The sequence below is a fragment of the Frigoribacterium endophyticum genome, assembly GCF_011759585.1.
GTDB classification, from domain to species: domain Bacteria; phylum Actinomycetota; class Actinomycetes; order Actinomycetales; family Microbacteriaceae; genus Frigoribacterium; species Frigoribacterium endophyticum.
Window position 1 is genome coordinate 983,819 of record NZ_JAAOYV010000001.1, and the last position, 14,288, is coordinate 998,106.

Here is a 14,288-nt window from a genome sequence, read left to right on the forward strand (position 1 = left end):
CCTCGAGGAAGAAGACGACAGTGCTCTCGACCCTCACCACCCGCGGGCCGGGCCGCTCATGACCGAGCTGCTCGATCCGCTGCTGCTCTCCCGCTGGCAGTTCGGCCTCACGACCATCTACCACTTCCTGTTCGTGCCGCTCACGATCGGCATGGCGTTCACCGTCGCCGCCTTCCAGACCGCCTGGGTGCGCACCGGCCGGGTGCACTACCTCCAGCTGACGCAGTTCTTCGGCAAGATCTTCCTGATCAACTTCGCCATGGGCGTCGTGACCGGCATCGTCCAGGAGTTCCAGTTCGGCATGAACTGGTCCGACTACTCGCGCTTCGTCGGTGACGTCTTCGGCGCGCCCCTCGCGCTCGAGGGCCTGCTGGCGTTCTTCCTCGAGGCCACCTTCATCGGCGTCTGGATCTTCGGCTGGGACAAGGTGCCCGCGAAGCTCCACCTCGCGAGCATCTGGGGCGCGACGGTCGGGAGCGTCCTGTCGGCGTACTTCATCATCGCGGCCAACGCCTTCATGCAGAACCCCGTCGGCTTCGACATCAACGAGGAGAAGGGCCGGGCCGAGCTCACCGACATCGTCGCGGTGCTGACCAACAAGGTGGCCCTGGCGGCCTTCCCGCACACGATCTTCGCCTGCTTCATGGTCTCCGCCGCCGTCATCGTCGCGGTGGCCAGCTGGCACCTGAGCCGGAACCAGAACCTCGAGACGATGCGCCCCGCGCTGCGCTTCGGCCTGTGGACGATGGTCGTCGCCGGTGGCCTGACCGTGCTCACGGGCGACCAGCTCGGCCTCGCCATGGTCGAGACGCAGCCGATGAAGATGGCGGCGGCGGAGGCCCTGTACAAGACCTCGACGGGGGCCGACGCCTCCTTCTCGATCTTCACGCTCGGCACCCCCGACGGCGTCCACGAGCTGTTCAGCCTGCGCGTGCCGTACCTGCTCTCGTTCCTCTCCACCCACACGTTCGACGGTACCGTCGAGGGCATCAACGACCTGCAGGCCCAGTACGTGCAGCTCTACGGCCCGGGCGACTACACCCCGATCATCTGGGTCACCTACTGGTCGTTCCGCTGGATGATGGGCCTCGGCATGGTCGCGGTCATGGTCTCGGTCGTCGGCCTCTGGGTCACGCGCCGGGGGCGCCTGCCCCAGAACCGCTGGGTGTGGCGGGCCGCGGTGTGGACCTTCCCGCTGCCGCTCCTGGCCATGGTCGTCGGTTGGGTCTTCACCGAGATGGGCCGCCAGCCCTGGCTCGTCTTCGGCCTGCTCAAGACCGCCGACGGCGTCTCGCCCAACGTCACGGGCCTCGAGGTGCTGATCTCCCTGCTCGCCTTCACGGCCATCTACGGGACCCTCGCGGTGGTCGAGTTCCGGCTCATCCTCCGCGCCGCCCAGAAGGGCCCGGCCGGGCCCCCCAGGGTCGACGCCGAGACCGGCGCCGTCACCCACGAAGCGACCGTCTACTGATGGAAGGCGCACCCTGACATGGACCTCCCCACCCTCTGGTTCGGCATCATCGCCTTCCTCTTCGTCGGCTACTTCGTGCTCGACGGGTTCGACTTCGGCGTCGGCATGTCGCTGCCCTTCCTGGGCCGTGACGACACCGACCGCCGCGTCCTGATCAACACCATCGGGCCCGTCTGGGACCTGAACGAGACCTGGGTCATCGTGGCCGGGGCCGCGCTCTTCGCGGCCTTCCCCGAGTGGTACGCGACGATGTTCAGCGGCTTCTACCTGGCCCTCCTGCTCATCCTGCTCGCGCTCATCGCCCGCGGGGTCTCGTTCGAGTACCGCCACCAGCGGCCGGAGGCGCGGTGGAAGCGCCGCTTCGACCTCATGATCACGGTGGGCTCGGCCGTGCCCGCATTCCTCTGGGGCGTGGCGTTCGCCAACGTCGTCCGGGGCGTGCCGCTCGACGCCGGCTTCAACTACACGGGCACCTTCCTCGACCTGCTCAACCCCTACGCGCTGCTCGGCGGGCTCACGACCCTGCTGCTCTTCTTCACCCACGGCGTCGTCTTCGTCTCGCTGAAGACCGACGGCGAGATCCGGGAGCGGGCACGTCGGCTCGCGGTGCGGTCGGGCGCGGCGACGATCGTGGTCGCCGCGGGCTTCCTCGCGACCACGTCGCTGATGCACGGCACGCTGGCGTCCACCGTCCTCTCCGTCGCGGCGGCGGCCACGCTGGTGGCCTCGTTCGTCGCGAACCTCCGTGGCCGTGAGGGCGTCGCGTTCGCCACGATGGCCGTGACGATCGGCCTCGCCGTCGTCAGCCTGTTCGCGGCGCTCTTCCCCGCGGTGATGCCCGCGAGCAACGACCCGGCGAACAGCCTCACCATCGCCAACGCGGCGAGCTCGACCTACACGCTCACCGTCATGAGCTGGGTGGCGCTCGTCTTCGTGCCGCTGATCCTCGCCTACCAGGGCTTCACGTACTGGATCTTCCGCAAGCGCGTGACGCGGGCGGCGATCCCCGTCGCGGCGCACTGACGGGAGGGCCGTGAAGCCGCTCGATCCGCGCCTCCTGCGGTACGCCTCCGCCGCCCGGGCGTTCCTCGTGCTCGGGGCCGTGCTGGGCGTGCTGCAGACCGTGAGCGTCGTCGGGGTCGCCTGGGGCGCCACCCGCGCGGTCGTCAGCGTCGTCGAGGGCACCGGGGCGGGAGCGACCGGCGAGGCGCTCGTCGTGCTCGCCGTCTCCGTCGTGGCGAGGTCGGCCACGTCGTGGGCGCTCGAGGCCGTGGCGGCCCGGACCGCAGCGACGGTCAAGAGCCAGCTCCGGGCACGGGTCCTCGCGGCGGTGACGGCTCGCGGCCGCGAGTGGGTCGCCGAGCGGGGCTCCGCCCGTCTCACGACCCTCGTCGGCCCCGGCCTCGACGCCCTCGACGAGTACTTCTCCCGCTACCTGCCCCAGCTCCTCCTCACCGCCCTGGCGACGCCGTTGATCGTCGGGGTGATGCTGGTCAGCGACTGGCTGTCCGCGGTGATCGTGCTGGTGACGCTGCCGATCATCCCGCTCTTCATGGTGCTGATCGGCTGGACGACCCGGGCCGCCCAGGATCGCCAGTGGGAGCGCCTGCAGGCCCTCGCCGCCTCCTTCCTCGACGCGGTGGAGGGGCTCTCCACCCTCAAGGTCTTCGGCCGGGAGCGTCGACAGGTCGAGCGGATCGGGCGGCTCACGGACGACCACCGGCGGCACACCATGGCCGTGCTGCGCGTCTCGTTCCTCAGCGGCTTCGCCCTCGAGCTCGCGGCGTCGCTGTCGGTCGCCCTCGTGGCGGTCTCGGTCGGCATCCGGCTGGTCGACGGGTCGCTCGCCCTGTCGGTCGGGCTGTTCGTGCTGTTGCTGGCGCCCGAGGCGTTCCTGCCGCTCCGTCAGGTGGGGGCGGCGTTCCACGCGGCCTCCGACGGCGTCGCGGCGGCCGAGGGCGTGTTCGCCGTCCTGGAGGAGGGGCCAGCGACCGGCCCGACGCCCGCGCGTGCGACGGCCGACCCCGTCGAGCCAGGCGACGCCCTCGTCGTCTCGGGGGTGTCGGTCGAGCGCGGCGGCGTCGTCTCGCTGGCCGCCACGTCGTTCGTCGCGGAGACGGGCCGGGTCACCGCCGTCACCGGGCCGAGCGGCGTCGGCAAGTCGACCCTGCTCGCGGCGGTCAGGGGGGAGGCGCCCCACGGCGGCGAGGTCCGCTGGCGCGACGCCGACCGCGGCTGCGTCGTCGGCGACGTCGCCTGGTCGGGCCAGCGCGCCGGCCTCGTCTCGGGCACCGTGGCCGAGAACGTCGCCCTCGGCGACGAGGTGGACCCGCCCGCGGTCGCGGCCGCCCTCCGCGCCGCGGGAGCCCCCGACGTCGACCCGGCCCTCGTGCTCGGCGCGGGCGGCGGCGGCCTCTCGGGCGGGCAGGCCCAGCGGGTCGCCCTCGCCCGGGCCCTGTACCGGGTCGAGCGCCGCGGTGCCCGGCTGCTGCTCGTCGACGAGCCGTCGTCGGCCCTCGACGCCGTCACCGAGGCCGCCGTGGTCGCGGGGCTCCGGCGCGTCGCGGCCCGGGGCGTCGCCGTCGTGGTCGTGACGCACCGCGCGGCCGTGCGCGACGCGGCGGACGACGTCGTCGTGCTCGCCCCTGCCCCTGCCCCTGCCCCTGCCCCCACCCCCGCGATGGCCCCTGAGGAGCTGCCCGCATGACCGTCACCCGCACCGGCGCGGCCCCCGGCCCGTCCCTCCTCCGCACGGCGCAGCCGCCGCTCCGGCGCTCGGGCCCGGGCATCGCGGCCGGCTCGCTCAGCGCGCTCTCGGCCGTCGCCCTGCTCGCCGCCTCCGCGTACCTCATCACGCGGGCGGCCGAGCAGCCGCCCATCCTCTACCTCACGATGGCCATGGTCGGGGTGCGGGCCTTCGCCCTCGCCCGGGCGGCGTTCCGCTACCTCGAGCGGCTCTCCAGCCACGACGCGTCGTTCCGTCAGCTGGCGGTCGTCCGCACCGAGCTCTACCGCAGGCTGTCGCGCGTCGCGCCGGCCGGGCTCGGCCGCACCGACCGCGGCGACCTGCTCGCCCGGGTCGTCTCCGACGTGGACGCCCTCCAGGACCTGCCGCTCCGGGTCGTCCAGCCCCTCGTCGTCTCCGGCGTGACCGGGGTCGCCGCCGTCGTGGGCGTCGCGGTGGTCTCGCCCCGCGCGGCGCTGGTGCTGGCCGGGGGCCTCGTCGTCGCGCTCGTCGTCGGCGTCGTGCTCGCCGACCGGCTCGCGACGGGCACGGAGGCCGCGCTGGCCGCCCGCCGCGGCGCCCTCTCCGGCGCCGTGCTCGACACGGTCCAGTCGCTCGACGTGCTCGTCGCGTTCGACGCGCTCGAGGGCCAGCTGCGCCGGGTCGCCGCCCTCGACGACGACCTGCGCCGCGCCTCCCGACGGCGCGCCACCACCGCGGGGCTCGTGGCGGCGCTCCTGTCGCTCGTCTCCGGCGCCACGGTGGTCGGCGTGGTGCTCGCGACCGCGGGCGACGTCGCCGCGGGCGAGCTGCGCGGGCCCGCCTTCGCGCTGGTCGCCCTCGTGCCGATCGCCGTGCTCGAGGTCGTCGGGGCCGTGCCGACCGCGGTGGTCGCGTGGCGTCGCGTGCGCGCCAGCGGGGCCCGGGTCGAGTCGGCCGCCCCGCTCGTCGCCCCGGCGGAGGTCGTGGTCGACGAGCTCGACGAGGCAGAGGTCGAGGTCGACGGGCGCGACGGGGGCGACGGCCCGGCCGCCCTCCCGGCCGACCTGCCGGTGCTCAGCCTGGAGCACGTCTCGGCGCGCTGGCCCGGCGCCGCGACCGACTCCCTCGTCGACGCGACGCTCGAGGTCCGCGCCGGCGACCGCGTCGTCGTCGAGGGCCCGAGCGGGGCCGGCAAGAGCACGCTCGCGGCCGTCCTCGTGCGCTTCCTCGAGCACCGCGGCCGGTACGAGGTCGGCGGCACGTCGGTCCGGTCGCTCGGCGCCGAGCGCGTACGGGGCACGGTCGGCCTGATCGAGCAGTCGCCGTGGCTCTTCGACGAGTCGATCCGGCAGAACCTCCTCTTCGCGCGCGACACCGCGACCGACGACGACCTGCTGGCCGTGCTCGACCGCGTCGACCTCGGCGACTGGGTCCGCGAGCGGGGCGGCCTCGACGCCCGCCCGGGGGAGCGCGGCGCGCTCGTCTCCGGCGGGCAGGCCCAGCGGCTCTCGCTCGCCCGCGCCCTGCTCCGCGGCTTCCCCGTGCTCGTGCTCGACGAGCCGACGGCCGGCCTCGACGCCGAGCTGGCCGACCGCCTCGTCACCGACCTCCTCGAGGCGGCGCGCGACGACGGCACCACGGTGGTCCTGATCTCGCACGTCCCCGTGCCCGCGGCCCTGGTCACCCGCCGGGTGCGCGTCGACAGGGGCGTGCTGCGCGACGTCGGCTGACTGGGGTCCGCGGGCTGCCGGCCGCGCCGGGCGCCGTTTGCCGTTTGCGGACGCCGGTCGACCGTGCCGTCGCGGTCAGGCGGTCAGGCGGTCAAGCGGTCAGGCGGTCAGGCGGCCGGCAGCGGTCGGCGCAGCGCGTCGAGTCGTCGCTGCCAGGTCGCCAGGCGACCGGGCTCCTCGGCCGTCGTCGGGCCGTCGACCCACCGCGTGGCGATGCGCACGCCGTGCAGGGCGCTCAGCGACCAGATCTCGAACCCGTCGAGCTGCTCCGGCGTCACCCGCTCGTGCAGCACGTCGACGCCGAGCACGGCCGCGAGGGTGAGCACCGTCCGCACCGTGACGCCCGGCAGCCTCGGGAGGTCGTCCGCGGGCATGCAGAGGGCGTCGCCGCGCCACCAGAGCAGCGAGCTCCACGCGCCCTCGACGACCCAGCCGTCGCCGTCGAGCAGCACGGCCTCCTCGGCGCCGCGGGTCGCGACCTCCCGGCGCAGCGCGCCCAGTGCCTCCAGGTCCGGCCCCTTCACGAGCGGCTCGGTGCGGGGGTCGGAGGAGGCGGTGGCCAGCACGACCGACCGTCGCGGCTCCGGGGCCGGCCGCAGCTGCAGGCGGAGGTCGTCGCCGAGCAGCTCCGCGCGCGGGAACCACCGTCCCTCGCGAGGCAGGGCCGCGACGGCGGTCGACCAGAAGGCGTCGACGTCGAGCCCCGGCGCGGCCTGCCTCACCGAGCCGGCGAAGCGGTCGCGGTGCACGTCGAGGGCCCGGACGGCACCGTCGACGACGAGCCAGGAGTCGGCCACGCGGATCGGGTCACGGCGTGCCTCCGGGGCACCGTCGTCACGGGAGGCGTCGCCGTCCCCGCCGCCCGCCTCGCCGACCTCGTCGTCCACGAGTCGTCCGTCGTGCCAGCGGAGGGTCGTCGCGAGGCTCATGCCCCCAGGCTAAGCGCCGCACGGGAGCCGGCCCGACCCAGGGCGCCCGGGGCTCCTACACTCGGTCCATGCGCCCGACGGTCCTCCGCCGCCCCCTGCCCTGGGCCGACCCGGAGGCCGTCGTCGCCGCCCTCGCCCCCGACGGCGACGTCGTGTGGCTCGACGCCGGGCACGGGGCCGTCACCGGCCGGTCCGTCCTGCTGTGGGGCGACCGGGTCACCGCGTCCGCGCGGCACGGCGAGCTCGGCCGGCTCTGGGCCCTGCTCCGCGACGACCTCGCCGACGGCCGCGACGACGCCGCGCCGCTCGGCTGGGCCGGCTGGCTCGGCTACGGGGCGGGCACGTGGCTGCTCGACCGCGACGCGACCGTGGGGCCGGGGCGCGGGAGCCCGCCGTCCGTGACCGCCGGCCTCCCCGTCGACGAGACCGCGCCTCCCGACGTCGCCCTGCTCCGCACCGACCGCGCCCTCGTCTTCGACCACGCCGCCCGCGAGGTCGAGCTGGTCGCCCTCGCGGCCGACGACTGGGCGCGGTCGGTGGCCGCGGCCTGGCCCGGCGTCGTCCCGCTCGGCGAGCCGGGGGAGCCGGAGGCACTGCGCGGCCCCGGTGCCGTCCGCCGCCGTCACGGCGACGACGAGTACCTCGCCCTCGTCGCCCGCTGCCAGGCCGCCATCGCGGCGGGCGACGCGTACGTGCTCTGCCCGACGACGTCGTACGAGGTCGCGGGGCCGGTGGACGCCTTCGAGACGTACCGCCGCCTCCGTCGGTCGTCGCCGTCGCCGCGCTCGTCGTTCGTCCGCATCGGCGGGACCGCGGTCGCGGGCGCCTCGCCCGAGTCGTTCCTCGAGGTCTCGCGGGGCGGCGTCCTGAGCTCGTCGCCCATCAAGGGCACCCGGCCGCGCTCCGCCGACCCGGTCGCCGACGCGGCCCTCGCCGCGGAGCTCGCGACGAGCGAGAAGGAGCTCGCCGAGAACCTGATGATCGTCGACCTGGTGCGCAACGACCTCACCCGCGTCGCCCGCCTCGGCAGCGTCGTCGTCGACGAGCTGTTCGCCGTGCGCTCCTACCCGGCCGTGCACCAGCTGGTCAGCACGGTCACGGCCCGGCTCGCGCCGGGCCTCGGCGCGCTGGACGCGCTCGAGGCGACCTTCCCCGCGGGCTCGATGACGGGCGCCCCGAAGCGCCGCGCCGTCGAGCTGCTCGCCGAGGGCGAGCGCGCGCCCCGCGGCGTCTACTCCGGCGCCGTCGGCGTGCTCGGCCTCGACGGCAGCGCCTCCTGGGCGATGGCCATCCGCTCGGTCGTGGTCACCGACGGCCGGGCGACCGTCGGGGTCGGCGGGGGAGTGACGTCGTCGTCGGTGCCGCGGGAGGAGCTGGCGGAGGTGGCCTGGAAGGCGACCGCGCTGCTGCGCGCGCTGGGGGTCCCCGCGGGAGGCGCCTCCTCGTGATCTGCCCCGGTGCGGTCGCCGCCCCGTGCGGACCACCTGCGGCGGGCCGCTACCCTGGACGACGGGCCGCCGCGTGCCCGCACCTCGTCGTGCCGTCCGCCGGTCGCCTCCACCCCGTGAGCGAATGAGAGTCCCGTGGCACACGAGCACGACAACACCCCCGCCGAGGAGCGCGAGTACGACGTCGCGCGCCTGCAGCGCAAGTGGCAGCAGGTGTGGGAGGTCGCGAAGCCCTTCGCGGTCGACCCCGACGACAAGCGCCCGCGCAAGTACATCCTCGACATGTTCCCGTACCCGTCGGGCGACCTCCACATGGGCCACGCCGAGGGCTACGCGCTCGGCGACGTGATCGCGCGCTACTGGCGCCAGCAGGGCTTCAACGTGCTCCACCCCATCGGCTGGGACAGCTTCGGCCTGCCCGCCGAGAACGCCGCCATCAAGCGCGGCGTCGACCCGCGCGAGTGGACCTACGCGAACATCGCGCAGCAGGCGCAGAGCATGAAGCTCTACGCGCCCTCCTTCGACTGGGACCGCGTCCTCCACACGAGCGACCCCGAGTACTACAAGTGGAACCAGTGGCTGTTCCTCAAGATGTACGAGAAGGGGCTCGCCTACCGGAAGGACAGCTGGGTCAACTGGGACCCGGTCGACCAGACCGTCCTGGCGAACGAGCAGGTGCTCGCCGACGGCACCTCCGAGCGCTCGGGCGCCGTCGTCGTCAAGAAGAAGCTGACGCAGTGGTACTTCGGCATCACCGAGTACGCCGACCGCCTGCTCGACGACCTCAACCAGCTCGAGGGCCGCTGGCCGACCAAGGTGCTGAACATGCAGCGCAACTGGATCGGCCGGTCGATCGGCGCCGACGTGCACTTCGAGATCGAGGGCCGCGACGAGCGCGTCACGGTCTTCACGACGCGCCCCGACACGCTCTACGGGGCGACGTTCATGGTCGTCGCGCCCGACAGCGACCTCGCGGCCGAGCTCGTCGCCGAGGCCACCGACGACGTCAAGGCCGCCTTCGCGGAGTACCTGGTGCAGGTGCAGAAGTCGACCGAGATCGAGCGCCAGACGGCCGACCGGCCCAAGACCGGCGTGCCCCTCGGCCGCGTCGCGGTCAACCCGCTCACCGGCGCCCCGATGCCGGTCTGGGCCGCCGACTACGTGCTGGCCGACTACGGCCACGGCGCGGTCATGGCCGTGCCCGCCCACGACCAGCGCGACCTCGACTTCGCCCGCAAGTTCGACCTGCCCGTCCGGGTCGTCGTCGACACGAACGCCCCCGTGACGGGCGTGATCCCGAAGCTCGAGCTCGACGAGGACGGCCAGGCGATCCTGCCCGAGGACCTGCCCGAGCTCGACCCCGCGAAGACCGGCGTGGCCCTGACCGGCGACGGCCGCCTGATGAACTCGGGCCCGCTGACCGGCCTCAGCAAGTCGAACGCGATCAAGCGCGTCGTCGAGCTGCTCGAGGAGAAGGGCGCCGGGAAGGCCGCGAAGACCTACCGCCTGCGCGACTGGCTGATCTCGCGCCAGCGCTTCTGGGGCACGCCCATCCCGATCGTCCACGCGGCCGACGGCACCGAGGTGCCGGTGCCGGAGGACCAGCTGCCCGTGTTGCTGCCGTCGACCGAGGGCCTCGACCTCAAGCCGAAGGGCAGCTCGCCGCTCGGCGCCGCCACCGACTGGGTGACCGTGCCGAACCCGGTCGACGGCACGCCGGCCCGGCGCGACGCCGACACGATGGACACCTTCGTCGACAGCTCGTGGTACTTCCTGCGCTTCCTCAGCCCGAACGACGCCGAGAAGGCCTTCGACCCCGCCGTCGTCAACCGCTGGGCGCCGGTCGACCAGTACGTGGGCGGCGTCGAGCACGCCATCCTGCACCTGCTCTACGCCCGCTTCATCACCAAGGTGCTCTTCGACCTCGGCTACGTCGACTTCACCGAGCCGTTCAGCGCGCTGCTCAACCAGGGCATGGTGCTGCAGGACGGCGCGAAGATGAGCAAGAGCAAGGGCAACCTCGTCACGCTGTCGGAGGAGGTCGAGAAGCACGGCGTGGACGCCATCCGCCTCACGATGGCGTTCGCCGGGCCGCCGGAGGACGACATCGACTGGGCCGACGTCTCGCCGGCCGGGTCGGCGAAGTTCCTCGCCCGCGCCTTCCGCCTCTCGTCCGACGTCGCCAGCCCCGTCGACGCCGTCTGGGCGGACGGCGACCAGGCCCTGCGCCGCCAGACGCACCGGTTCCTCGCCGAGGCGCCCGGGCTGACGGAGGCGTTCAAGTTCAACGTGGTCGTCGCGCGCCTGATGGAGCTCGTCAACGCGGTGCGCAAGACGATCGACTCGGGCGCCGGCGCGGCCGACCCCGCGGTGCGCGAGGCGACCGAGACGGTGGCCCTGGCCCTGTCGCTCTTCGCCCCGTACACCGCCAGCGAGATGTGGGAGAAGCTCGGGCACGACGGCGTCTCCGTCGCCTCGGCCGGGTGGCGCAAGGCCGACCCGACCCTGCTCGTCGAGACGAGCGTCACGGCCGTCGTGCAGGTGAACGGCAAGGTGCGCGACCGCCTCGAGGTCTCGCCGAAGATCAGCTCGGAGGAGCTCGAGGCCCTGGCCCGCGACTCCGCCGCGGTGCAGCGCGCCGTCGGCGAGAAGGAGATCGTGAACGTGGTCGTGCGGGCGCCCCGCCTCGTGGCGATCGCCGTCAAGTAGCGGCGCTCCGTCCCTCCCCGGTCACCGACGGCCGCCCTGGCTCCCCAGGGCGGCCGTCGTCGTCGACGGGGGCACCACGGCGGCCCCTAGCGTCACGGGATGGTCGTCACCTTCCGCAGCGCGCCCGACCCGGCGAGGCCGGGCGGCCCGCGCTGGCGTCTCGGCCTCGGCGCGGCCGTCGTGGTGCTGCTGGTGCTCGCCGTGGGGTCGGTCGTCGCCACGGCGGTGGCCACGGCAGGGGGAGCGGGGGGAGGCGCGGGCGAGACCGCGATCACGGCGGCGTCGTCGCCGGGCGGCCCGCTCGACGGCGAGGCGGGGGCGGCGGCGACCGGCGCGGGTGCCGGGCCGGGCACCGCGGGGTCGCTGTTCGTCCACGTGCACGGCCACGTCGCCCGGCCCGGCCTCTACGAGGTGCCCGCGGGAGCCCGCGTGGTCGACGTCGTCGCCGCGGCCGGGGGCTTCGCGGAGGGTGCGGACGAGGCGGGGGTCAACCTCGCCCGGCCGGTGGCCGACGGCGAGCAGCTGCGGGTGCCGGCGGTGGGCGAGGTCGTGGATGGGAGCGGTGCGACGGGTGCCGTCGGGGGTGCTGCCGGCGGGGGCGGGGCGTCGGGTGCGGGGGGCGGCGCGGGCGGCGGCCTGGTCGACCTGAACCGCGCCGACGCCACGGCTCTCCAGGCGCTGCCCGGGGTCGGCCCGGCGACCTCGGCCGCCATCGTCGAGTGGCGGGAGGGCTCGGGCGGGTTCCGGTCCGTGGACGACCTGCTCGAGGTGCCGGGCATCGGCGAGAAGACCCTCGAGTCGCTCCGGCCGCTGGTGACGGTGTGACCGTCGGCGACGGCGAGGCGGCTCGGCCCGTCGACGTCCGCCTGGCGGTCCCGGCGGGCGTGGCCTGGGCGGTGCTCGTCGTCGCGCTGCCGTGGTCGGCGGGGCGGCAGCTGGTCGTGCTGGCGGGCCTCGCGGTGGTCCTGCTGGCGGCCGGCGTGGTGGCAGCCGTCGCGGGGAGGGGCGGTCAGGGCGTCGGCCCGTCGGGTGGGGCGTCCGCCGGAGCGCCAGCCGGGCCGCCGGCCCGGTCAGGCTCCCTCGCGAGGCCCCGAGCCTCCCGCGCGTCCCCCGTCGCGGCCCTCGTGCTCGTGACGGCGGGGCTGGCGGGTCTCCTGCTCGGGGCGGCCGCGGCGCGGGCGGACGACCGGTGGCCGCCCGCCGTCCTCGACGTGCAGGGCAGGGTGGTCACGATCGAGGGCACCGCGACGGCCCGGATCGTCCCGGGCAGCACCACCGCGGAGCTCGACGTGGGCCTCGTCGAGGTGGGCGGTCGGGCGGTCTGGCGAGGCGACTCCTCGCTGTTCCTGCTGGGGCCCCGGGTCTCGGGGCCGGCCGTGGAGATCGGCCAGGCCGTCCGGGTCCGCGTCTCGCTGCTGCCCGTGGAGCGCGGCGATCCGCACCCGTGGGCGGCGGCGTCGCGGGGGCCGCTGCGGGCCGGAGCCGAGGCGGAGGGCGTCGAGGCCGTGGCGAACGGGCTCCGAGGGGCCTTCCGCGACGCCGTGGCCGAGCTGCCGGGCGACGGCGGCGCCCTGCTGCCCGGCCTGGTGCTGGGCGACACGTCGGCGGTGCCCGACGACCTGCGGGACGCGATGGAGACGGCCTCGCTGACCCACCTGACCGCCGTGTCGGGCTCGAACTGCGCCGTCCTCGTCGCCCTCGTGATGCTCGTGGGCGGTGCGCTGCGGGTGCCCCGCGTGGTCCGCATCGGGGTCTCCTGCGTCGTCCTGCTGGCCTTCCTCGTGCTGGTGACGCCCGACGCGAGCATCCTGAGGGCCACGGTCATGGCGCTCGTGGTGCTGGTCCACCTCGCGGCGGCCCGGCCCGTGTCGGGCCTCCCGGTCGTCGCCCTGGCCGTGACGGGGCTGCTCCTCGCCGACCCCTGGCTGGCGCGCGACGTCGGCTTCGCCCTCTCCGTCCTGGCCACGGCGGGGCTCGTCGTGCTGGCGCGACCGCTGGCGGCCGAGCTCGCCCGCGTGCTGCCCACGCCGCTCGCGCTGGGGCTCGCGGTCCCGGCGGCGGCTCAGCTCGCGTGCCAGCCCGTGCTGCTGCTGCTCGAGCCCAGCCTCCCGGTGCACGGGGTCGTGGCGAACGTCCTGGCCGAGCCCGCGGCTCCCGTCGCCACCGTGGCCGGCCTCCTGGTCTGCGTGACGGCGCCGTGGGCGCCCCGCGCGGCCGAGCTCGTCGCGCGCGTGGCCTGGGTGCCGGCGAGCTGGGTCGGCGCGGTCGCCCGCACCGTCGCCGCGTGGCCGGGGGCTCGCCTGGACTGGTCGGGCGGGCCGGCGGGCGTGGCCGTGCTGGTCGTCGCGTCCGCGCTCGTCGCGGCCCTCGTCCTGACACCGCGAGGGCTGCGGGCCCGACGTCTGCTGAGCGTCGCGCTCGTGTCCTCTCTCGTCGTGCCGGCCGGCGTCGCCGTCGGTGCCCGTCTCGGGGAGCGCGCCGGGGTGCCCGACGACTGGGTCGTCGTTCAGTGCGACGTCGGGCAGGGCGACGCCGTGCTCGTCCGGAGCGCCGGGCGCGTGGCGCTGATCGACGTGGGCGACGACGAGGAGGCGCTGGCCGGCTGCCTGCGCCGCTTCGGGGTCGACGAGGTCGACCTGCTCGTCCTCACCCACTTCGACACGGACCACGTCGGGGCCGTCGGAGTGGTCGCGGGCAACGTCGCCACCGTGCTCCTCGGGGCGCCGGGGAGACCGGCCGACGTGGCGGTCGTCGACGGCCTCCGGGCGGGAGGCGCGGAGGTCGTCCCCGTGACGGCCGGCGCCGGCGGAGTGCTCGGCGACCTGACCTGGTCGGTGCTCTGGCCGGTCGACCCTGAGGCCTCGGGCAACGACGCCAGCGTCGTGACCGCGTGGCGGCCCGCCCCAGGGTGCGTCACCGGCTGCGCGTCGCTGCTCGCGCTCGGCGACCTCGGCGAGACCGCCCAGCGGAGGCTCCTGTCGTCGCCGGCCGGCGAGGAGGCCGTGGGGCCGGTCGACGTCGTCAAGGTGTCGCACCACGGCTCCGCCGACCAGCACGCGGAGCTCTACCGCCGCGCTCCCGCCCGGGTGGCGATGATCGGCGTCGGGCGGGAGAACGGCTACGGGCACCCGACCGACGACGCCCTCGCGCTCGTCGGAGGGGCCGTCGTCGCCCGTACCGACCTCGACGGCGACGCGGCGGTGACCGTCAGCGGGGCGCCCGCCGCCGACGGCGCCGCGGCGGAGCTGCGTCTCTGGCGGCGTCGTCGTGGGTGACGGAGGGGTCCGTTACGCT

At 75.2% G+C, this 14,288-nt stretch carries 9 protein-coding genes; 8 read left to right on the forward strand and 1 reads right to left on the reverse strand.

What is annotated here, in order from left to right; genetic code table 11:
* Positions 1–58 precede the first annotated feature (58 nt).
* From FHR77_RS04605 to cydC, 4 genes are read left to right on the forward strand one after another with little or no spacing between them, the layout of a single operon-like run.
* The gene (locus FHR77_RS04605; RefSeq protein WP_167259455.1) at positions 59–1,471 is read left to right on the forward strand and encodes a cytochrome ubiquinol oxidase subunit I; all 1,413 of its coding nucleotides are present in this window, start codon (positions 59–61) and stop codon (positions 1,469–1,471) included.
* Positions 1,472–1,489: 18 nt separating this feature from the next.
* Positions 1,490–2,494 carry a cytochrome d ubiquinol oxidase subunit II gene (cydB, locus tag FHR77_RS04610; RefSeq protein ID WP_167259018.1) on the forward strand — a complete coding sequence of 335 codons (1,005 nt, stop codon included), beginning with the start codon at positions 1,490–1,492 and terminating at the stop codon, positions 2,492–2,494.
* Between the two features lie 10 nt (positions 2,495–2,504).
* The gene (gene cydD / locus FHR77_RS04615) at positions 2,505–4,178 is read left to right on the forward strand and encodes a thiol reductant ABC exporter subunit CydD (protein WP_167259019.1); all 1,674 of its coding nucleotides are present in this window, start codon (positions 2,505–2,507) and stop codon (positions 4,176–4,178) included.
* Entirely contained in the window at positions 4,175–5,908 is a 1,734-nt protein-coding gene (gene cydC / locus FHR77_RS04620; RefSeq protein WP_167259020.1) for a thiol reductant ABC exporter subunit CydC, read from the forward strand. The genes cydD and cydC overlap by 4 nt, the downstream gene beginning before the upstream one ends.
* 107 nt (positions 5,909–6,015) lie before the next feature.
* Here the strand turns inward: cydC and FHR77_RS04625 are convergent, their stop codons facing one another.
* Positions 6,016–6,837 carry an aminotransferase class IV gene (locus FHR77_RS04625; protein ID WP_167259021.1) on the reverse strand — a complete coding sequence of 274 codons (822 nt, stop codon included), beginning with the start codon at positions 6,835–6,837 and terminating at the stop codon, positions 6,016–6,018.
* Positions 6,838–6,905: 68 nt separating this feature from the next.
* Between FHR77_RS04625 and FHR77_RS04630 the strand changes: the two genes are divergently transcribed.
* From FHR77_RS04630 to FHR77_RS04645, 4 genes are all read left to right on the forward strand, one after another.
* Positions 6,906–8,285, forward strand: coding sequence for an anthranilate synthase component I family protein (locus tag FHR77_RS04630; protein ID WP_167259022.1), 1,380 nt, complete (start codon positions 6,906–6,908; stop codon positions 8,283–8,285).
* A 135-nt stretch (positions 8,286–8,420) separates the two neighbouring features.
* The gene (leuS, locus tag FHR77_RS04635; protein WP_056054181.1) at positions 8,421–10,994 is read left to right on the forward strand and encodes a leucine--tRNA ligase; all 2,574 of its coding nucleotides are present in this window, start codon (positions 8,421–8,423) and stop codon (positions 10,992–10,994) included.
* Positions 10,995–11,093: 99 nt separating this feature from the next.
* Positions 11,094–11,819, forward strand: a complete 726-nt coding sequence (locus tag FHR77_RS16350) for a ComEA family DNA-binding protein (protein ID WP_167259023.1) — start codon at positions 11,094–11,096, stop codon at positions 11,817–11,819.
* Entirely contained in the window at positions 11,816–14,269 is a 2,454-nt protein-coding gene (locus FHR77_RS04645; RefSeq protein ID WP_167259024.1) for a ComEC/Rec2 family competence protein, read from the forward strand. The genes FHR77_RS16350 and FHR77_RS04645 overlap by 4 nt, the downstream gene beginning before the upstream one ends.
* Positions 14,270–14,288 lie beyond the last annotated feature (19 nt).

Bases quoted from the DNA above. Each gene is read 5' to 3' on its own strand.
- FHR77_RS16350 (WP_167259023.1), top strand. From the start codon at position 11,094: ATGGTCGTCACCTTCCGCAGCGCGCCCGACCCGGCGAGGCCGGGCGGC.
- FHR77_RS04625 (WP_167259021.1), bottom strand. From the start codon at position 6,837: ATGAGCCTCGCGACGACCCTCCGCTGGCACGACGGACGACTCGTGGAC.
- cydB (WP_167259018.1), top strand. From the start codon at position 1,490: ATGGACCTCCCCACCCTCTGGTTCGGCATCATCGCCTTCCTCTTCGTC.
- FHR77_RS04630 (WP_167259022.1), top strand. From the start codon at position 6,906: ATGCGCCCGACGGTCCTCCGCCGCCCCCTGCCCTGGGCCGACCCGGAG.
- FHR77_RS04605 (WP_167259455.1), top strand. From the start codon at position 59: ATGACCGAGCTGCTCGATCCGCTGCTGCTCTCCCGCTGGCAGTTCGGC.
- cydC (WP_167259020.1), top strand. From the start codon at position 4,175: ATGACCGTCACCCGCACCGGCGCGGCCCCCGGCCCGTCCCTCCTCCGC.